This window comes from Pseudomonas sp. P20 (assembly GCF_016463925.1).
GTDB classification, from domain to species: Bacteria; Pseudomonadota; Gammaproteobacteria; order Pseudomonadales; family Pseudomonadaceae; genus Pseudomonas; species Pseudomonas aeruginosa.
This window is the reverse complement of record NZ_JAEMVM010000018.1, coordinates 180-18,610: the sequence shown is the minus strand read 5'-3', so window position 1 is coordinate 18,610 and position 18,431 is coordinate 180. Positions and strand designations below refer to the sequence as shown.

The following is an 18,431-nucleotide window of genomic DNA, read 5'->3' as shown; positions in this document are numbered from 1 at the left end:
GCCTCCTCAGAGTTCGGCGTACATCCGCCCGGGATTGAAGATGCCCTGCGGGTCGAGCTGGCGTTTGAGTGCCCGGTGCAGGCCGAGCAGTCCAGGCGGTAGCGGCTGGAACGGCGCATCGAGATGGCCGGCGCGGTAGCAGGTGGCGTGACCGCCATGGGCGGCGGCCCACGCACGGATGTCCGCGGCCGGCGCGTCGCTTTTCAGCCAGCGCAGCGCCCCGCCCCAGTCCAGCAACTGACGACCGGGCAACGGCGTCTCCGGCGCCAGCGCCGGCAGCGACAGGCGCCAGAGCGGTCGCGGGTCGTCGAAGAACGGCAGGCGCTGCTCGCGCAGGTCGGCCCAGAAGCCGTCCTCGAGCGCTTCGCCACCGAGGCGGTCGCGCGCCGAGCGTACCGAGCCCTCGCCGCCCTCCAGGCGCAGGCGCAGGGCTTCGCCGTCGTGGCAGGCCGCACTGATCGGCAATGGCTGGCCTCCCCACTCGGCCAGCTTGCGCAACGCCGTCGCCACCGGCAGGTCCAGGCTCAGGCCGGCCTGGCAGCGCGGCATGGGTAGCACCTTGAAGGACACTTCGGTGACCACCCCGAGGCAACCGAAGCTGCCCGCCAGCAACCGCGACAGGTCGTAGCCGGCGACGTTCTTCATCACCTCGCCGCCGAAGCGCAGGTGGGTGCCCAGGCCACTGATCAGCCGCGTCCCGAGGACGCAATCGCGTACCGCTCCCGCCCAGGGCCGGCGCGGTCCGGACAGGCCGCTGGCGAGCACCCCGCCGACCGTCGCCCGGCCGCCGAAACCCGGCGCCTCGCAGGCAAGCATCTGCCCGCCGCGCGCCAGCACGGCCTGTAGCTCGTCCAGCGGCGTACCGGCACGGGCGGTGATCACCAGTTCGCAGGGATCGTAGGCGACGATCCCACGGTGTTCGGCGAGCGCCAGCGGTTCGCCCGCAACCGGCCTGCCGAGGAACGCCTTGCTATCGCCACCGACGATGCGCAGCGGCGCGCGCCGCGCCAGGGCGTCGCGGACCCGCTCGAGCAGCGCGCCGGCATGGTCGGCGCCAGCGTCCGGATCGAAATACGGCTGGCTCATCAGAAACGCTCCAGTTCGGGGAACGGCAGTCGACCGTGGCGGACGTGCATGGCGCCGAACTCGGCGCAGCGATGCAGGGTGGGCACGTTCTTGCCGGGATTGAGCAGCCCGGCCGGGTCGAACGCCGCCTTCACGGCGTGGAACAGGGTCAGCTCGTCGGCATTGAACTGAGCGCACATCTGGTTGATCTTCTCGCGGCCGACGCCATGTTCGCCGGTGATGCTGCCGCCTACCGCCACGCACAACTCGAGGATCCTGCCGCCCAGCGCTTCGGCGCGCTCCAGCTCGCCCGCCAGGTTGGCGTCGAAGAGGATCAGCGGGTGCATGTTGCCGTCGCCGGCGTGGAATACGTTGGCCACCCGCAGGCCGTATTCGCGCGAAAGCTCGGCGATGCCATGCAGCACCCGCGGCAGCTCGCGGCGCGGGATGCTGCCGTCCATGCAGTAGTAATCGGGGGAAATCCGCCCGACCGCCGGAAACGCATTCTTGCGCCCGGCCCAGAAGCGCTGGCGCTCGGCCTCGTCTTGGGCCTGTCGCACCGAGGTGGAGCCAGCCGCCTCGAACAGCTCGCGGACCCGCTCGCAATCCTCGTGCACGTCGGCTTCCACGCCATCCAGTTCGCAGAGCAGGATCGCCGCCGCGTCGACCGGGTAACCGGCGTGGATGAAATCCTCGGCGGCGCGGATCGACAGGTTGTCCATCATTTCCAGCCCGGCCGGGACGATGCCGGCACCGATCAGGTCGGCCACCGCCCGCCCGGCGCTTTCCACATCGTCGAAGCTGGCCAGCAGGACCTTCGCCACCGGCGGGCGCGGCAACAGCCTGACGGTGACCTCCACCACCACGCCGAGCAGCCCTTCGGAGCCGGTGAACAGCGCCAGCAGGTCGAAGCCGGCGCTGTCCAGGGCGCTGGACCCCAGGCTCAGGCGCTCGCCTTCCAGGGTCACGATGTCCACCTGCAACAGGTTGTGCACGGTCAGGCCGTACTTCAGGCAATGCACGCCGCCGGCGTTCTCCGCGACGTTGCCGCCGATGGAGCAGGCGATCTGCGAGGACGGGTCCGGTGCGTAGTACAGACCATGAGGGGCAGCGGCCTGGGAGATCGCCAGGTTGCGCACGCCAGGCTGGACCCGGGCGAAACGACCCAGCGGATCGATCTCGAGGATCCGCCGGAAACGCGCCATCACCAGCAGCACGCCGTTCTCCAGCGGCAGCGCGCCGCCGGACAGGCCGGTGCCGGCACCGCGCGCCACGACCGGCACCTTCAGCCGATGGCAGAGGGCGAGCAGGCCCTGAACCTGTTCGATGCGTTCCGGCAATGCCACCAGCAACGGCGTGCAGCGATACGCCGAGAGTCCGTCGCACTCGTAGGGACGTAGGTCTTCCGCGGCGTGCAGCAGTTCGAGGTCGGGCAGGCGGAGGCGCAACTCGGCCAGCAGGCCATCCTTGTCCACCTGCGGCAGCGGACCGTCCAGACGCTCGTCGTAGAGGATGTTCATGGCGGCTGTCCTTGTTGTGGTTGTCGGCGGGATCAGCAAGCGTCCCCAGCCTGTACCGCGCGGACGCCGGGGTCCAGCAGGCGTCTAACTGGTCCTACCAGTATCACCAGGAGCCATGGGCATGAGGCGCATGCTAGAAAGTCCCTGAGCTTCTATAGTGAGTAACGACAGCCAACTGGTCCTACCAGTGCAACGGGAGCTTCCATGCAGAAACAGCGGGTGGCCGACCAGGTCGCAGAGCGTATCGAGCGGCTGATCGTCGACGGCGTGCTCAAGGTCGGCCAGGCTCTGCCGTCCGAGCGGCGCCTGGTGGCCAAGCTCGGCTGCTCGCGCTCGGCCCTGCGCGAGGGCCTGCGGGCGCTGCGCGGGCGCGGCATCATCGACACCGAGCATGGCCGTGGGTCGTTCGTCGCCGACCTCGACCGCAACGCCGACGCCAGCCCGCTGATGCACCTGTTCGGCTCCCAGCCGCGCACCCTCTACGACCTGCTCGAAGTCCGCGCCCTGCTGGAGGGCGAGGCGGCCCGCCTGGCAGCGCTACGCGGCACCGAGGCAGACTTCGTCCTGCTCGCCCGACGCTACGAAGAGATGCTCGCCAGCCACGAGGAAACCCAGCCGATCGATCCCCGCGAGCACGCCCGCCGCGACCACGCGTTCCACCGGGCGATCAGCGAGGCATCGCACAATCCGGTGCTGGTGCATACCCTGCAATCGCTCAACGAACTGCTGCTGAGCACGGTGTTCGCCTCAGTGAACAACCTCTATCACCGGCCGCCGCAGAAACGCCAGATCGACCGCCAGCACGCGCGCCTCTACGCGGCCCTCCGCGAGCGCCAGCCGGACCAGGCGCAACGGGCGGCGCGCGAACATATCCACAGCATCCGCGACAACCTGCGGGAGATCGAGCAGGAAGAACAGCGCCTGGTCCGCGCCACCCTGCGCCTGAACGGCTGGGGGTGACGCGCCACCGCGTCGCAGACCGGCCGCCGGCCGAACGTGCTACCCTCGCCGCCTTCTGCCGCCGTCTCGTAGTCCCGTCATGCCCAGCAATGCGCTCTGGCTTCGCGCCGACCAACTGTCAAGCGTCTCCCCCGCCGTCCTCGACTGGCTGTTCGACGAGGGGTCGCTGACCCGGCGCCTGACCGCCCTGGCCGACGGCGCGTTCCGCGTCGAACCCCTGCTGGAAGGCTGGCAGACCCTGCGCGACGACGAATGCCAGGGGCTCGACGTCCCTACCGGCAGTAGCGGCTGGGTCCGCGAGGTCTACCTGCATGGCCACGACCGTCCCTGGGTGTTCGCCCGCAGCGTGGCGGCGCGCAGCGCCCTGGAAGGCTCGGGCTTCGACCTGGCGCTGCTCGGCACCCGCTCGCTGGGCGAGTTGCTGTTCAGCGACAGCGCCTTCGAGCGCGGGCCCATCGAAGTCTGCCGCTATCCGGCGGCCGGTCTGCCCGCCGAGGTCCGCGCCGAGGGTCTCTGGGGCCGTCGCTCACGGTTTTCCCGCGGCGCGCTCGGGGTGCTGGTGGCGGAGGTGTACCTACCGCGCCTGTGGGACCAGGCGGGAATCGCCGACGTATAATCCCCCGGTCGACTCCGGAGGTCCCCATGTTCGTCACCCTGATCAAGCCGCTGGCCCGCCTGCACCCCCGCGCCTGGGACTTCGTCCAACTGGTGCGGCTGGACCGGCCGATCGGCATCTACCTGCTGCTCTGGCCGACCCTCTGGTCGCTGTGGATCGCCGCGGACGGCGTGCCGGAACTGAAGAACCTGCTGATCTTCGTCCTCGGCGTCATCCTGATGCGCGCCGCCGGCTGCGTGATCAACGATTTCGCCGACCGCAATTTCGACGGCCATGTCGCACGCACCAAGGCGCGCCCGCTGGCCACCGGCAAGATCAGCGTGCGCGAGGCCTGGATCACCTTCGCCGTCCTGGTCGCGCTGAGCTTCGGCCTGGTCCTGCTGACCAATGCAACGACCGTCTGGCTGTCGTTCGGCGCGGTAGCCGTGGCCTCGCTCTACCCCTTCATGAAGCGCTACACCTACTATCCGCAGGTGGTGCTGGGCGCCGCCTATTCCTGGGGCATCCTGATGGCCTTCACCGCCGAGCGCGGCGAATTGCCGGCCAGCGCCTGGCTGCTGTTCCTGGCCAACGTGCTGTGGACGGTCGCCTATGACTCCTACTACGCGATGACCGACCGCGAGGACGACCTGAAGATCGGCATCAAGTCCACCGCAATCCTCTTCGGCGATGCCGACCGCCTGATCATCGGCAGCCTGCAGGGCCTGACCCTGCTCCTGCTAGTGCTGGCCGGCAACCGCTTCGAACTGGGCCTGTGCTTCTACCTCGGCCTGGCGGTGGCGGCGGCCTGCTTCGTCTGGGAAGCCTGGTCGACCCGCGACCGCGACCCGCAGGCCTGCTTCCGCGCCTTCCTGCACAACCACTGGGCTGGCCTGGCGATCTTCCTCGGCACGGTCGCCGACTACGCGCTGCGTTGAGCGGCGCGCAGGCCGGCGACCATCTAGTCCATGTCCGGCTGGGCGACGTGCCAGGCGCCCATCTTGCCGTCACCGTTCTTGTCGCCAGGCTTCTTGTCCTGGATGAAGGTATAAAGGGGCTTGCCGTAGTAGGCCCACTGCTGGGTGCCGTCCTCGCGAGCGACCAGGCTCCAGTCGCCGCTGGCCTGCGCTCCCTGGGCCGCTGCCAGCGGCGGCCAGTTCTTCGCGCACTGCCCGGAACAGGCGGATTGCCCTTCGCTGTCCTTGTCGTAGGTATAGAGCGTCATGCCCTTGCCATCGACCAGCACGCCGTCCTTCTCGGTGGCCGGCGCCACCGTTTCCTGGGCCAGCGCGGCGAACGCCGGCAGGGCCAGCGCCAGACCCAGCGCCAGGTGGATTCTGTTCATCGCGTCTCTCTCCTGTGTCTTCAGGTGGAGCGTTCGCCGCCCGCAGGGACGGCACCGGAACCTGTTGAGCATAGCCCCGCCGCGGGCAGTCGGCGGAAACTACGCCGTTGTGTCACATACCTGACACAATTTCGTTATCTAATGCGGCGCAAGACAGATCGACCCGAGGCAAGACCATGGTTGGCAAGACAATCCTCATCGTTGATGACGAAGCACCGATTCGCGAGATGATCGCCGTGGCCCTGGAGATGGCCGGCTACGAGTGCCTGGAGGCGGAAAATACCCAGCAGGCGCACGCGGTGATCGTCGACCGCAAGCCGGACCTGATCCTGCTCGACTGGATGCTCCCCGGCACTTCCGGCATCGAACTGGCGCGACGCCTGAAGCGTGACGAACTGACCGTCGACATCCCGATCATCATGCTCACCGCCAAGGGCGAGGAGGACAACAAGATCCAGGGCCTGGAGGTCGGTGCCGACGACTACATCACCAAGCCGTTCTCGCCCCGCGAGCTGGTCGCCCGCCTGAAGGCCGTGCTGCGCCGCACCGGGCCTGGCGACAGCGAGGCGCCGATCGAGGTCGGCGGCCTGCTGCTGGACCCGATCAGCCACCGCGTGACCATCGACGGCAAGCCGGCCGAGATGGGCCCCACCGAGTACCGCCTGCTGCAGTTCTTCATGACTCACCAGGAACGCGCCTATACCCGCGGCCAACTGCTGGACCAGGTCTGGGGCGGCAACGTCTATGTCGAGGAGCGCACCGTCGACGTGCATATCCGCCGCCTGCGCAAGGCGCTCGGCGAGGTCTACGAAAATCTGGTTCAGACTGTCCGCGGGACCGGCTATCGTTTCTCCACCAAGAGCTGACCCCGCTCCCGGCCGCCCGGCGGCCGGAGTCGTTTCCCCTGGACGGTCCGTGACGGACCGCCACTGGACAGGATGCAATCCGTCGTGAACCAAGACTGGCGTGGAGCGCTGATCCGCCACCTGCTTCTCGTGCTGGCCGCCAGCCTCGTGCTCGGCGTGGTCAGCGGCCATTACGGCTGGGCCCTGGCCCTCGGCCTGGCTCTCTACCTCGGCTGGACCCTCTGGCAGCTACTGCGCCTGCACCAGTGGCTGCGCAACCACCAGCCAGACGAGCCACCGCCGGACAGCTACGGCCTCTGGGGCGAAGTCTTCGACAATATCTACCACCTGCAACGCCGCAACCAGCGCGCCCGTGGCCGCCTGCAGGCGGTGATCGACCGGATCCAGGAGTCCACCGCGGCCCTGCGTGACGCGGTGATCATGCTCGACAGCGACGGCAACCTGGAATGGTGGAACCTCGCCGCGGAAAACCTGCTCGGCCTGAAGACCCCGCAGGACGGTGGCCAGCCGGTGAGCAACCTGATCCGCCATCCGCGCTTCAAGGAATACTTCGACCAGGAGGATTACCGCGAGCCGCTGGAAATCCCCTCGCCGATCAACGAGCGCCTGCGCCTGCAATTCCACATCACCCTCTACGGCAACCGCGAGCACCTGATGCTGGTCCGCGACGTCACCCGCGTCCACCAGCTGGAGCAGATGCGCAAGGATTTCGTGGCCAACGTCTCCCACGAGCTGCGCACGCCGCTGACGGTGATCGCCGGCTACCTGGAGACCCTCCTCGACAACGTCGAGGATGTGAACCCGCGCTGGCTGCGCGCCCTGCAGCAGATGCAGCAGCAGGCCGGACGCATGCAGAACCTGCTCAACGACCTGCTCCTGCTGGCCAAGCTGGAGGCCACCGACTACCCCGGCGACAACAAGCCGGTGGCGGTGGACGCTCTCCTCGCCAGCATCCGTAACGACGCCCAGGCCCTGTCCGCCGGGCGCAACCACCGCATCAGCCTGGACGCCGCACCCGCTGTGCAGCTCAAGGGCAGCGAGGCGGAACTGCGCAGCGCCTTCTCCAACCTGGTATTCAACGCGGTGAAGTACACCCCCGACGAAGGCGAGATCCGCATCCGCTGGTGGGCCGACGAACAGGGCGCGCACCTGTCGGTGCAGGACACCGGTATCGGCGTCGACCCCAAGCACCTGCCGCGCCTGACCGAGCGCTTCTACCGGGTGGACTCCAGCCGCGCCTCCAACACCGGCGGCACCGGCCTCGGCCTGGCCATCGTCAAGCACGTGCTGATCCGCCACCGCGCGCGCCTGGAAATCAGCAGCGTGCCCGGCAAGGGCAGCACCTTCACCTGCCATTTCGCCCCGGCGCAGGTCGCCGAGGCCGAGCGCAAGGCGCCGAAGTGAGCCTCGTCGCGGTGCCGCGCCGCCGGCGTCGGCACGGCCAAGGCTTGCAAGCGACGACACAGCCCCTCATTCTTAAGGGCCTTTTGGCTACCGCACACCCCCATGGACCCTTCTCCTAGTACCAGCATCGCCACCTATTTCGCCGATGCCGGCCTGATCCTCTTCGCGCTTTTCCTCGTCCTACTCAATGGCTTCTTCGTCGCCGCCGAGTTCGCCATGGTCAAGCTCCGCGCCACCCGCGTGGAAACCATCGCCAAGCAGCACGGCTGGCGCGGCGCCATCCTGCGCAAGGTTCACAACCAGCTGGACGCCTACCTGTCCGCCTGCCAGCTGGGCATCACCCTGGCCTCCCTGGGCCTGGGCTGGGTCGGCGAGCCGGCCTTCGCCGAACTCCTGGAACCGCTGCTGGCGATGATCGGCGTGCATTCCGACGAACTGATCCGCGGGATCTCCTTCTTCACCGCGTTCTTCATCATTTCCTACCTGCACATCGTGGTCGGCGAGCTGGCGCCCAAGTCCTGGGCGATCCGCAAACCGGAACTGCTGTCGCTGTGGACGGCGGTGCCGCTGTACCTTTTCTACTGGCTGATGTACCCGGCGATCTGGCTGCTCAACGCCAGCGCCAACGCCATCCTCAAGATCGCCGGCCAGGGCGAGCCCGGCCCGCACCACGAGCATCACTACAGCCGCGACGAACTGAAGCTGATCCTCCACTCCAGCCGCGCCCAGGACCCCAGCGACCAGGGCATGCGCGTGCTGGCCTCGGCGGTGGAGCTGGGCGAACTGGAGGTGGTCGACTGGGCCAACTCCCGCGAAGACCTGGTCTACCTCGAGCACGACGCGCCGCTGGCGGACATCCTCGCGGTGATCCGCCGCCACAAGTACAGCCGCTACCCGGTCTGGGACAGCCACAAGGGCGAGTTCATCGGCCTGCTGCACATCAAGGACCTGCTGCTGGCGCTGTCCGCCCTGGACAGCCTGCCGGAGACCTTCGACCTCGACGAACTGGTGCGCCCGCTGGAGATCGTCACCAAGCACACCCCGCTGTCGCGCCTGCTGGAGCAGTTCCGCAAGGGCGGCGCGCACTTCGCCGTGGTGGAAGAGGCCGATCACAAGGTGGTCGGCTTCCTGACCATGGAGGACGTGCTGGAAGTGCTGGTCGGCGACATCCAGGACGAACACCGCAAGACCGAGCGCGGCATCCTCGCCTACCAGCCGGGCAAGCTGCTGGTGCGCGGCGACACACCGCTGTTCAAGCTCGAGCGCCTGCTCGGCATCGACCTCGATCATGTCGAGGCGGACACTCTCGCCGGGCTGGTCTACGACACCCTGAAGCGGGTGCCGGAGGAAGAGGAAGTCCTCGACACCGAGGGCCTGCGGATCATCGTGAAGAAGATGCGCGGTCCGAAGATCGTCCTGGCCAAGGTGGTCAAGCTCGACTGAGACGAGCCGGCGCCGCCACGGCGCCGGCGACTTTTCAAGGCTCGCGGACGATGGCGAAGTTCGGCAGGCTGTCGACCGGCTGGGCGAAGTCGTAGGGAATCGACTCCAGCGCCAGGCCGACGTTGCGCTGGATCACGAAGTGCAGGTGCGGCCCGCTGCTGTTGCCGGTGTTGCCGGAGCGCGCCAGCGGCGTGCCGACCTGGACCCGCTGGCCCTCGGCGACCAGTACCGAATGGCGCATCAGGTGCAGGTAGACGCCCATGGTGCCGTCGTCGTGCAGGATGCGGACGAAGTTGCCCGAGGGATTGTTGCCGCGCCCGCTCTGGTTGTTCTCGATCTTCACCACGGTGCCGCCGCGGGCAGCGATGATCGGCGTGCCCTCGGGCATGGCGATGTCCATCGCGTAGCGGCCCTTGGGGGTGAAGTGGCTGTACTTGCCATTGGCGCCCTGGGACAGGCGGAACGGCCCGCCGCGCCAGGGCAGCGGATAGCGATAGAGCAGCGGCTGCTGGCGCGGGTCGCCGAGCGCGTAACGCAGCTTCGGGGTGTAGCTCATCGGCTTGCCGGCCTTGCGCGGCGCCAGGGTCGCCAGGCGCACCTGGCTGCGCGCCGGGACCACCCAGCGAATCGGCCCGTCGGGCACCCCGACGGCATTGCGCGGGTTGCGGATCCGCAACTCGACCTCGACCGGCGCGTAGAGGTCGTTGCGCACCTGCAGGGTCTCGCCACCCGCGTGCTTCTTCGTCTCCAGCTTCACTTCCCGTTCCAGGTGCTCGACCATCCGGTCGCGGAAGACGAACACCTGCGCCCCGGCCACGGCGCGGTCGGAGTAGGTCACCACGCCATTGGCGTCGGTGTACTTGTAGATGGTCAGGGCCGCAGCCGGAGCTGCCGCGGCGAACAGGCCACAGAGAAGGAGAAGGCGCCCTAGCATGACTGCACGGATCGTGTCGTTCTGGTTATCCCGAATCGGCAAGACTAGCAGCGCTTTATTGCCAGGGCGAGACGACAGCGAGCGGGCTGTGAACGGATCGTCGGGAAAAAACCGCTCAGGCGCCGGGAACGTAGTGCTTCTGGGTACTTCCGCGGGCGATCAGGCGCGACAGGTAGTCGAGCTTCTGCGGGTCGCGGTCGACGAAACGCAGGGTCAACAGCAGCCAATCGCTATCCGGCTTCGGCTCCAGCGCGGCGATGGCGTGCAGGTAGCCGTTCAGGCGCGCCACGTCGCTGTTTTCCTCGAGGTCCAGCACCGCGCTTTCCAGCACCTGCGGCAACGGGTCGGCGCGCTTCACCACCAGTTGCGCTTCCTTCAGACTGACCGCCTTGATCACGCAGGGCATGCTGCTCTGCGGCAGGCGCAATTGCGCCTGCCCCAGCGGGTTGCCGCTGCCGGCGGGACGCGCGCTGGCCTGGGGAGCCGAAGCCGGCTTCGGCGCGGGGGCCGGTTTTGCCGGACTGGCGGCAGGCTTGATCACCTCGGCGCGACCACCGGTCAGGGCGGCCAGCGAATCGTTGGCCATGCCGCTGGCGATCTCCCGGCGCGGCGCGTGGGCCGCCAGGGCTTCCAGCTTGCCGCTGCGGCTCAGGGCCTTCTTGATCTTGGCCACCAGTTGGTCATTGGAGAATGGCTTGCCGATGTAGTCCGACACCCCGGCCTGGATCGCCTGGACCACGTTCTCCTTGTCGCCGCGACTGGTGACCATGATGAACGGGGTAGTCTTGAGGTTTTCCTGGGCACGGCACCAGGTCAGCAGTTCGAGGCCGGACATCTCCGGCATCTCCCAATCGCAGAGGATCAGGTCGACGTTCTGCCGACTGAGCAGTTGCTGGGCCTTGCGGCCGTTCACGGCCTCCTCGATATGAAGGCCGGGGAAGTTGTCGCGCAACCCTTTCTTCATCAGATCTCGGATGAAGGGGGCGTCATCCACCACTAGCGCGCTGACTTTGCTCATCGACTTCTCCTGGACAGGTCCGCCTAGGATAGCCTCCCCTGCTGGCAGGATGCCAAGCCTTGCTGCAGTCGCGCGAAGAAACAAGGCTCCAGGTCAAGGGAGCCTTGCCTGCGGAAGATCACTCGCCGCGGTTGTTCTCGACCTCTTCCTTCATGCGGGTCAGGCCGATGTGGCGAACGTCGGTGCCGCGAACCAGGTAGATCACCAGCTCGGCGATGTTGCGCGCATGGTCGCCGATGCGCTCCAGCGAGCGCAGGGCCCAGATGATGTTGAGCACGCGGGATATCGCCCGCGGGTCTTCCATCATGTAGGTGACCAGCTCGCGCAGGGCGGTCTTGTATTCGCGATCGACGGTCTTGTCGTACTGCGCCACGGACAGCGCCAGGTCGGCATCGAAGCGGGCGAAGGCGTCCAGTGCCTCCTGCACCATCTTCTGTACCTGGCTGCCGATGTGCCGAACCTCGACGTAGCCGCGCGGCGACTCGCCTTCCTCGCACAGCTGGATGGCGCGGCGGGCGACCTTGGAGGCCTCGTCGCCGATCCGCTCGAGGTCGATCACCGACTTCGAGATGCTGATGATCAGGCGCAGGTCGGAGGCCGCCGGCTGACGCCGGGCGAGGATACGCACGCACTCCTCGTCGATGTTGCGCTCCATCTGGTTGATCTGGTCGTCGATCTCGCGGACCTGCTGGGCGAGGCCGGAGTCGGCGTCGATCAGCGCGTTGACCGCGTCGTTGACCTGCTTTTCCACCAGCCCGCCCATGGCCAGGAGGTGGCTGCGCACATCCTCCAGCTCGGCGTTGAACTGCTGGGAGATGTGATGGGTGAGACTGTCTTTGTTGATCATGTGGGGAATCCTTCTGGAGCCGCTGCGACCGGTGACATCAACGAGCTACGGAGAGCGCCGGAGGCAGCGGTATCGCCGCGCCTCCGGACGCGCCGCTAGCCGTAGCGGCCGGTGATGTAGTCTTCGGTCTGCTTCTTCGCCGGGTTGGTGAACAGCGTATCGGTGTCGCCGAACTCGATCAGCTTGCCCATGTACATGAACGCCGTATAGTCGGAAACCCGCGCGGCCTGCTGCATGTTGTGGGTAACGATGACGATGGTGAACTTCGACTTCAACTCGTAGATCAGCTCTTCGATCTTCAGCGTGGAGATCGGGTCCAGCGCCGAGCACGGCTCGTCGAGCAGCAGCACTTCCGGTTCCACCGCGATGGTCCGGGCGATCACCAGGCGCTGCTGCTGGCCGCCGGACAGGCCGAGGGCGGACTCGTGCAGGCGATCCTTCACCTCCTCCCACAGCGCAGCCCCCTTCAGCGCCCACTCGACGGCCTCGTCAAGTACGCGCTTCTTGTTGATGCCCTGGATACGCAGGCCGTAGACCACGTTCTCGTAGATGCTCTTGGGGAACGGGTTGGGCTTCTGGAACACCATGCCGACGCGACGGCGCAGCTCGGCGACGTCGACGCCCTTGGCGAAGATGTTGTGGCCATCGAGGCGAATCTCGCCTTCGACGCGGCAGCCATCCACCAGGTCGTTCATCCGGTTGAAGCAGCGCAGCAGGGTCGACTTGCCGCAGCCGGACGGGCCGATGAAGGCGGTCACGCGCTGCTTCGGAATGTTCATCCGGACGTCGAACAGGGCCTGCTTGGCGCCGTAGAACAGGTTCAGCCCGGGCACTTCCAGTTCGACACTTTCGGAAGCCAGGTCGAGGCTCTGGCGGTCGCGGCCGAGCGCATCGAAGTTGATGCCGTGGCTGGCGGTCTCGTTTTGCATGGGAAGCTCCCTCAATCAGTTTTCCAGGGCCTTGTACTTCTCGCGCAGGCGATTGCGGATCGCGATGGCGGAGAAGTTCAGCAGGGCGATCACCACGACCAGCAGCAACGCCGTAGCGTATACCAGCGGCCGTGCGGCCTCGACGTTGGGGCTCTGGAAACCGACGTCGTAGATATGGAAACCGAGGTGCATGATCTTCTGGTCGAGATGCACGTACGGATAGTTACCGTCGACCGGCAGCGACGGTGCCAGTTTCACCACGCCGACCAGCATCAGCGGCGCCACTTCGCCGGCGGCACGGGCCACGGCGAGGATCAGGCCGGTCATCATCGCCGGGCTGGCCATCGGCAGGACGATCTTCCACAGCGTTTCCGCCTTGGTCGCGCCGAGCGCCAGGGAGCCTTCGCGGACCGCGCGCGGAATCCGCGCCAGGCCTTCCTCGGTGGCGACGATCACCACCGGCACGGCGAGGATCGCCAGGGTCAGCGAGGCCCAGAACAGCCCGGGGGTACCGAAGGTCGGCGCCGGCAGGGCCTCGGGGAAGAACAGCCGGTCGATGGAACCGCCCAGCACGTAGACGAAGAAACCCAGGCCGAACACGCCGTAGACGATCGCCGGTACGCCGGCGAGGTTGTTCACGGCGATGCGGATCACCCGGGTCAGCGGCCCCTGCTTGGCGTACTCGCGCAGGTAGACCGCAGCGATCACGCCGAACGGGGTGACGATCAGCGCCATCACCAGGGTCATCATCACGGTGCCGAAGATCGCCGGGAAGATACCGCCCTCGGTATTGGCCTCGCGCGGATCGTCGCTGAGGAACTCCCAGAGCTTCTTGAAGTACACCGTCATCTTGGTGCCCAGGCCCATGGCGTTGGGCTGGTAGGCATGCACCAGCTTGCCAAGGGTGATTTCGCTCTCGCGGCCGCTGGCGTCGCGCATTACCACGCTGTCGCGGTTGAACTCCTGGTGCAGGCCGTTGAGCTGCTCTTCCAGGACCTTGTAGCGCGCCTGCAACTCGCTGCGCTCGGCGGCCAGGTCGGCCTGGGCGGCGGCGTCCAGCTTGCCGTCCAACTGCAACTTGCGCTCTTTCAGGCGCAGGCGCTCGAGACCGTGGTTGATCCCGCCGATGTCGCCCTTCTCCAGCTTGTAGAGCTTGGCGTAGAGGTCATCCACCCGCTGCATGCGCTTCTGCAGTTCGCCTACCGCGGCGTCGCCTTCGGCGACCACCTGGCCGTTCTCCTTGACGCTCAGCAGGTAGCCGTAGAAGTTGCCCCACTCGCGGCGTTCGAGAACCATCAGCGCTTCGGGACGCTTGATGTCCTGCAGCCACTCGCCGACGACCCAGGAGAAATCGCTGCCGTAAAGCTCGCGGTTGCCCAGCTTGAGCAGCTCGCGGGTCATGAATTCGGGGCCGGCCTCCGGGACCGGCATGCCGGCGCTGCGCAGGCGCGCGCGCGGCACTTCCTCGGCCTGGACCACCTCGCCGATCACGGTCTTGGCGGCTTCGCCAGGGATCTGGTAAGTCGCCTCGATGACGTTCGCCGGCCAGAAGTGGCCGAGGCCGCGTACCGCGATCACCGCCAGCAGGCCGATGGTCATGATCACCGCGATCGACACCGCGCCGGCGTTCATCCACACCCAGGGCGAGCCGCTGCCGAACCAGGCTTTGACGGTTTCCTGTTTCTGTTTCACAGAGCTATACCTCCGCCGCTTACAACGACGCGTATTTCTTGCGCAGACGCTGACGGATCAGCTCTGCCAGGGTGTTCATCACGAAGGTGAACGTCAGCAGTACCAGCGCCGAGAGGAACAGCACGCGGTAGTGGCTGCCGCCGACCTCCGACTCGGGCATCTCCACCGCGACGTTGGCCGCCAGGGTGCGCATCCCCTCGAAGATATTCACTTCCATCACCGGGGTATTGCCGGTCGCCATCAGCACGATCATGGTCTCGCCGACGGCGCGGCCCATGCCGATCATCAGCGCCGAGAAGATGCCTGGACTGGCGGTCAGGATCACCACGCGGGTCAGCGTCTGCCAGGGCGTGGCGCCCAGTGCCAGGGAGCCGTAGGTGAGGCTGCGCGGCACGCTGAAGATGGCGTCCTCGGCGATCGAGAAGATATTCGGGATCACCGCGAAGCCCATTGCCAGCCCGACGATCAGGGCATTGCGCTGGTCGTAGGTGATGCCCAGGTCGTGGCTCAGCCAGAGGCGCATGTCGCCGCCGAAGAAGGTGGTCTCCAGGTGCGGGCTCAGCCACAGGGCGAAGGCGCCGACGGCAAGCACCACCGGGATCAGCAGCGCGGCTTCCCAGCCGGCCGGCAGGCTCAGACGGATACGCTCGGGCAGGCGGCTCCAGAGCAGGCCGGCAAGAAGGATGCCCAGCGGCGTCAGCAACAGCAGGCTGAACACACCCGGCAGGTGGCCTTCGACGTAGGGCGCCAGGAACAGGCCGGCGAAGAAGCCGAGGATCACCGTCGGCAGCGCCTCCATCAGCTCGATCACCGGCTTGACCTTGCGGCGCATCGCCGGAGCCATGAAATAGGCGGTGTAGACGGCGGCCGCGATGGCCAGCGGAGCTGCCAGGATCATCGCGTAGAAGGCGGCCTTGAGCGTGCCGAAGGTCAGCGGCGAGAGGCTCAGCTTCGGTTCGAAGTCGGTGGTCGCGGCGGTGGACTGCCAGACGTAGGCCGGCTTGTCGTAGCTCTCGTACCAGACCTTGCCCCAGAGCGCGCTCCAGGAGATTTCCGGGTGCGGGTTGCTCAGGGCGAAGCGGTGGATCTTGCCACCCTGCTCCAGCAGCAGGCGGTTGGCCCGCGGCGACAGGGTGATGACCCCGGAAGAGTCGGCGACCGGCTGGACCAGCAGGGTACGGTGCGCGGTGCTGTGGAAGACGCCGAGGTTGCCCTTCTCGTCCAGGGCGATGAAGCCCTTGCGCCGTTGTTCCGGAGCGATGGCGCTGATCGGCGCGCCATCCAGATTGAAGTCGCGAACGTGCGACAGGCGCGGTTCGCCGTCGGTATCGCGAGCCATGAACCACTGGGCGATGCCACCCTTGGAGTCGCCCACCAGCAGCGAGATGCCGCCCAGCAGCTGGGTGCTCGCGGTGACCTCGGCGTTGGGGTCTTCCAGCAGCTTGTAGCGACCGTTCAACTGGCGGCTGTGCAGGTCGAACACATCGGCGGTGGCACGTCCGTTGATCACGTACAGCCACTGCTTGCGCGGGTCGAGGTAGATGGCTTTCACCGGTTCGGCGATCTGCGGGAGTTCGATGCGCTCCTCGTCCAGCGTGCTTTCGCCGGTCAGCATGTTCTCTTCCCGAGTCATGCTCAACAGCAGCAGTTGCTTGTCGACGGAGCCAGCCAGCAGCAGGCTGTCGTCGCCGGCATTGATGCTCACATGCTCCAGCGGGCGGCCCTGCGGATCGAGACCGATCGGGGTCTCGCCGTAGGGGAAGGCGATCTCCGGGGTGATGGTCTTCTTGTTGTCCGGGTAGGTGACCTTGTAGGTGTGCTGGAACACCAGCACCTGTCCGTTGGACAGGCCCAGGGCGACCGTCGGGCTGCCCGGCTGGTCCTGGGCGATCGAGCGGATCTCGCTGCCCGCCGGAAGCGGCAGAGCGACACGCTTCAGTTCGACACCGGTCTTGGCGTTGAAGAAGAGAATCTCGCCCTGGCCGCCGACGCGCATGGCCACCTGGTTCTGCTCCTCGATGCTGAGCAGCAGGGGCACCTGCGCCTGCTGCATCCAGGCCGGAGTCAGCGCTTCGCGGGTCTCCAGGTCGGCGCCGCGGAACAGGGGGAGCACGACGTAGGCCAGGTAGAAGAAGATCAGGGTGATCGCCGCCAGCACGGCCAGGCCGCCGACCAGCACGTACCAGCGGGTCAGGCGGTCCTTGAGGGCACGGATGCGGCGCTTGCGTTGCAGGGCTGGCGTATTGAAGTCAATCCGCTCGGGAGCAAGGGAGGAGTTCATCGGGGAGTTGGCCATGTCGTTCATGGGGTGACACCCTAAAGGCTCTGTATGACAGACAGATGACAGCAACATGACGCAACAAAGCCCGCCAGCAGAGCCTCGCTGGCGGGAAAGGCCGGCGGATCCTAGCGCCCGCCGGCAGAGCCTTCATGCCTGGACGGCCCATCGCTGGGCCATCCGCTCAAGTCACTGGATTACAGGCCCAGTTCCTTGATCGCCTTCTCGGCCACCTTGGCCGGCAGCGGGATGTAGCCGTCCTTGACCACGACCTGCTGGCCGGTCTTGGACAGAACCAGCTTGAGGAACTGAGCCTCCAGCGGGTCCAGCGGCTTGTTCGGCGCCTTGTTCACGTAGACGTAGAGGAAGCGCGACAGCGGATAGGTGCCGTTCAGGGCGTTCTGCTCGTTGTCCTCGACGAAGGCAGCGCCTTCCTTCTTGGCCAGGGCCACGGTCTTCACGCTGGCGGTCTTGTAGCCGATACCGGAGTAGCCGATGCCGTTCAGCGACTGGCTGACCGACTGCACCACGGAAGCCGAACCCGGCTGCTCGTTGACGTTCGGACGGAAGTCGCCTTTGCACAGGGCTTCTTCCTTGAAGTAGCCGTAGGTGCCGGAAACCGAGTTGCGGCCGAACAGTTGCACCGGCTTCTTCGCCCAGTCACCGGTCAGGCCCAGATCGCCCCAGGTCTTCACGTCCTGCTTGCTGCCACACAGGCGGGTAGCGGAGAAGATCGCATCGACCTGCTGCATGGTCAGGCCTTTGATCGGGTTGTCCTTGTGCACGAAGATCGCCAGGGCGTCGACAGCGACCGGGACGGCGGTCGGCTTATAGCCGTACTTCTGCTCGAAAGCCTGCAGCTCGACGTCCTTCATCTTGCGGCTCATCGGGCCCAGGTTGGCGGTGCCTTCGGTCAGGGCCGGCGGCGCGGTGGAAGAACCGGCAGCCTGGATCTGGATGTTCACGTTCGGATAGAGGCGCTTGTACTCCTCGGCCCACATGGTCATCAGGTTGGCCAGAGTGTCGGAGCCGACGCTCGACAGGTTGCCCGACACACCGCTGGCTTTCTGATATTCCGGCAGCGCCGGGTCGATCGCGGCTACCGCGGAAGCGGCGCCTACGCCTGCGGCGACGAACGTCAGGGCCGCCATCAAACGCTTGAGTTTCATGCCTTGCTCCTTGGACAGGATGGGGTTGGATGGAACGGGGGCCAGTATCGTCAGGCCGCATGAAGACTCTATGAAAGGAATATGACAGTTGGATGAAATGCCATCAGCCTTCCGACATTTTTCCGCAAGCCTTGGGAGAAGCCCTGCCACACCCCTAAAAGCCTGGAAACACAAGGGCTCCAGCCTTTCACGGAGGAGCCCGGGAGGCCCTCTGGAGCGCGTTTTCGATCCGCCTGGGGGAGGTAGCCGTCCATCCGTTTCATGCAGGATGGGTAGTTTCCAGGGCAATTGTGACAGTCGCCGCCGGCATTCGCAGTCGAGAAAAGAAGCGAGGAAGCACGCCTTTTTCCGCGCGCAAAAGCAAAA

The 18,431-nt window shown here is 66.6% G+C and carries 16 protein-coding genes; 6 read left to right on the top strand and 10 right to left on the bottom strand.

All coding sequences use genetic code 11. From position 1 onward, the window contains the following. Window positions 1-6: 6 nt before the first annotated feature. Both glcE and glcD read right to left on the bottom strand, forming a co-directional pair. Window positions 7-1,086, bottom strand: coding sequence for a glycolate oxidase subunit GlcE (gene glcE, locus JHD77_RS22340; protein ID WP_009877268.1), 1,080 nt, complete (start codon window positions 1,084-1,086; stop codon window positions 7-9). Then, a complete protein-coding gene (gene glcD, locus JHD77_RS22335) occupies window positions 1,086-2,585 on the bottom strand; it encodes a glycolate oxidase subunit GlcD (protein WP_009877269.1) in 1,500 nt (499 codons plus the stop codon). Before glcD ends, glcE begins: the two co-directional genes overlap by 1 nt. A 204-nt stretch (window positions 2,586-2,789) precedes the next feature. Between glcD and glcC the strand changes: the two genes are divergently transcribed. The 3 genes from glcC (at window position 2,790) to ubiA (ending at window position 5,078) form a co-directional block, all read left to right on the top strand. After that, the gene (gene glcC / locus JHD77_RS22330) at window positions 2,790-3,545 is read left to right on the top strand and encodes a transcriptional regulator GlcC (protein ID WP_003096643.1); all 756 of its coding nucleotides are present in this window, start codon (window positions 2,790-2,792) and stop codon (window positions 3,543-3,545) included. Between the two features lie 79 nt (window positions 3,546-3,624). Further along, window positions 3,625-4,161 carry a chorismate lyase gene (locus tag JHD77_RS22325; protein ID WP_003114374.1) on the top strand — a complete coding sequence of 179 codons (537 nt, stop codon included), beginning with the start codon at window positions 3,625-3,627 and terminating at the stop codon, window positions 4,159-4,161. A 26-nt stretch (window positions 4,162-4,187) separates the two neighbouring features. Next, a complete protein-coding gene (ubiA, locus tag JHD77_RS22320; RefSeq protein WP_003104612.1) occupies window positions 4,188-5,078 on the top strand; it encodes a 4-hydroxybenzoate octaprenyltransferase in 891 nt (296 codons plus the stop codon). A gap of 23 nt (window positions 5,079-5,101) precedes the next feature. Here the strand turns inward: ubiA and JHD77_RS22315 are convergent, their stop codons facing one another. Further along, complete coding sequence (locus JHD77_RS22315) at window positions 5,102-5,485, bottom strand: COG4315 family predicted lipoprotein (RefSeq protein ID WP_003096652.1); 384 nt, start codon at window positions 5,483-5,485, stop codon at window positions 5,102-5,104. A gap of 176 nt (window positions 5,486-5,661) precedes the next feature. Between JHD77_RS22315 and phoB the strand changes: the two genes are divergently transcribed. The 3 genes from phoB to JHD77_RS22300 all read left to right on the top strand — a co-directional run bounded on the left by phoB (window position 5,662) and on the right by JHD77_RS22300 (window position 9,198). Then, a complete protein-coding gene (gene phoB / locus JHD77_RS22310; protein ID WP_003096653.1) occupies window positions 5,662-6,351 on the top strand; it encodes a phosphate regulon transcriptional regulator PhoB in 690 nt (229 codons plus the stop codon). Between the two features lie 72 nt (window positions 6,352-6,423). Continuing rightward, entirely contained in the window at window positions 6,424-7,755 is a 1,332-nt protein-coding gene (gene phoR, locus JHD77_RS22305; RefSeq protein WP_003121316.1) for a phosphate regulon sensor histidine kinase PhoR, read from the top strand. A gap of 102 nt (window positions 7,756-7,857) precedes the next feature. Beyond that, window positions 7,858-9,198, top strand: coding sequence for a hemolysin family protein (locus JHD77_RS22300; protein ID WP_003096655.1), 1,341 nt, complete (start codon window positions 7,858-7,860; stop codon window positions 9,196-9,198). Between the two features lie 34 nt (window positions 9,199-9,232). On the opposite strand, the gene JHD77_RS22295 is transcribed toward JHD77_RS22300, so the two are convergent. The 7 genes from JHD77_RS22295 to pstS form a co-directional block, all read right to left on the bottom strand. Beyond that, a complete protein-coding gene (locus tag JHD77_RS22295) occupies window positions 9,233-10,132 on the bottom strand; it encodes a peptidoglycan DD-metalloendopeptidase family protein (RefSeq protein ID WP_003096656.1) in 900 nt (299 codons plus the stop codon). 115 nt (window positions 10,133-10,247) lie between these two features. Continuing rightward, complete coding sequence (locus JHD77_RS22290; protein ID WP_003096657.1) at window positions 10,248-11,150, bottom strand: response regulator; 903 nt, start codon at window positions 11,148-11,150, stop codon at window positions 10,248-10,250. A 118-nt stretch (window positions 11,151-11,268) separates the two neighbouring features. After that, window positions 11,269-11,997 (bottom strand): phosphate signaling complex protein PhoU, encoded by a 729-nt coding sequence (gene phoU, locus JHD77_RS22285; RefSeq protein ID WP_003096661.1) that lies wholly within the window; start codon window positions 11,995-11,997, stop codon window positions 11,269-11,271. A gap of 95 nt (window positions 11,998-12,092) precedes the next feature. Continuing rightward, the gene (pstB, locus tag JHD77_RS22280; RefSeq protein WP_003096663.1) at window positions 12,093-12,926 is read right to left on the bottom strand and encodes a phosphate ABC transporter ATP-binding protein PstB; all 834 of its coding nucleotides are present in this window, start codon (window positions 12,924-12,926) and stop codon (window positions 12,093-12,095) included. 15 nt (window positions 12,927-12,941) lie between these two features. Beyond that, window positions 12,942-14,618, bottom strand: a complete 1,677-nt coding sequence (gene pstA / locus JHD77_RS22275) for a phosphate ABC transporter permease PstA (RefSeq protein WP_003096667.1) — start codon at window positions 14,616-14,618, stop codon at window positions 12,942-12,944. 19 nt (window positions 14,619-14,637) lie between these two features. Continuing rightward, the gene (locus JHD77_RS22270; protein ID WP_003121319.1) at window positions 14,638-16,671 is read right to left on the bottom strand and encodes an ABC transporter permease subunit; all 2,034 of its coding nucleotides are present in this window, start codon (window positions 16,669-16,671) and stop codon (window positions 14,638-14,640) included. A gap of 422 nt (window positions 16,672-17,093) precedes the next feature. Beyond that, on the bottom strand, window positions 17,094-18,065 hold the full coding sequence (gene pstS / locus JHD77_RS22265) for a phosphate ABC transporter substrate-binding protein PstS (RefSeq protein WP_003096673.1): 972 nt from the start codon (window positions 18,063-18,065) through the stop codon (window positions 17,094-17,096). Window positions 18,066-18,431 lie beyond the last annotated feature (366 nt).

What these genes read in the sequence shown, in the direction of transcription:
- glcE (WP_009877268.1), bottom strand. Translation starts at nt 1,086, where the DNA reads ATGAGCCAGCCGTATTTCGATCCGGACGCTGGCGCCGACCATGCCGGC.
- glcD (WP_009877269.1), bottom strand. Translation starts at nt 2,585, where the DNA reads ATGAACATCCTCTACGACGAGCGTCTGGACGGTCCGCTGCCGCAGGTG.
- glcC (WP_003096643.1), top strand. Translation starts at nt 2,790, where the DNA reads ATGCAGAAACAGCGGGTGGCCGACCAGGTCGCAGAGCGTATCGAGCGG.
- JHD77_RS22325 (WP_003114374.1), top strand. Translation starts at nt 3,625, where the DNA reads ATGCCCAGCAATGCGCTCTGGCTTCGCGCCGACCAACTGTCAAGCGTC.
- ubiA (WP_003104612.1), top strand. Translation starts at nt 4,188, where the DNA reads ATGTTCGTCACCCTGATCAAGCCGCTGGCCCGCCTGCACCCCCGCGCC.
- JHD77_RS22315 (WP_003096652.1), bottom strand. Translation starts at nt 5,485, where the DNA reads ATGAACAGAATCCACCTGGCGCTGGGTCTGGCGCTGGCCCTGCCGGCG.
- phoB (WP_003096653.1), top strand. Translation starts at nt 5,662, where the DNA reads ATGGTTGGCAAGACAATCCTCATCGTTGATGACGAAGCACCGATTCGC.
- phoR (WP_003121316.1), top strand. Translation starts at nt 6,424, where the DNA reads ATGCAATCCGTCGTGAACCAAGACTGGCGTGGAGCGCTGATCCGCCAC.
- JHD77_RS22300 (WP_003096655.1), top strand. Translation starts at nt 7,858, where the DNA reads ATGGACCCTTCTCCTAGTACCAGCATCGCCACCTATTTCGCCGATGCC.
- JHD77_RS22295 (WP_003096656.1), bottom strand. Translation starts at nt 10,132, where the DNA reads ATGCTAGGGCGCCTTCTCCTTCTCTGTGGCCTGTTCGCCGCGGCAGCT.
- JHD77_RS22290 (WP_003096657.1), bottom strand. Translation starts at nt 11,150, where the DNA reads ATGAGCAAAGTCAGCGCGCTAGTGGTGGATGACGCCCCCTTCATCCGA.
- phoU (WP_003096661.1), bottom strand. Translation starts at nt 11,997, where the DNA reads ATGATCAACAAAGACAGTCTCACCCATCACATCTCCCAGCAGTTCAAC.
- pstB (WP_003096663.1), bottom strand. Translation starts at nt 12,926, where the DNA reads ATGCAAAACGAGACCGCCAGCCACGGCATCAACTTCGATGCGCTCGGC.
- JHD77_RS22270 (WP_003121319.1), bottom strand. Translation starts at nt 16,671, where the DNA reads ATGCAGCAGGCGCAGGTGCCCCTGCTGCTCAGCATCGAGGAGCAGAAC.
- pstS (WP_003096673.1), bottom strand. Translation starts at nt 18,065, where the DNA reads ATGAAACTCAAGCGTTTGATGGCGGCCCTGACGTTCGTCGCCGCAGGC.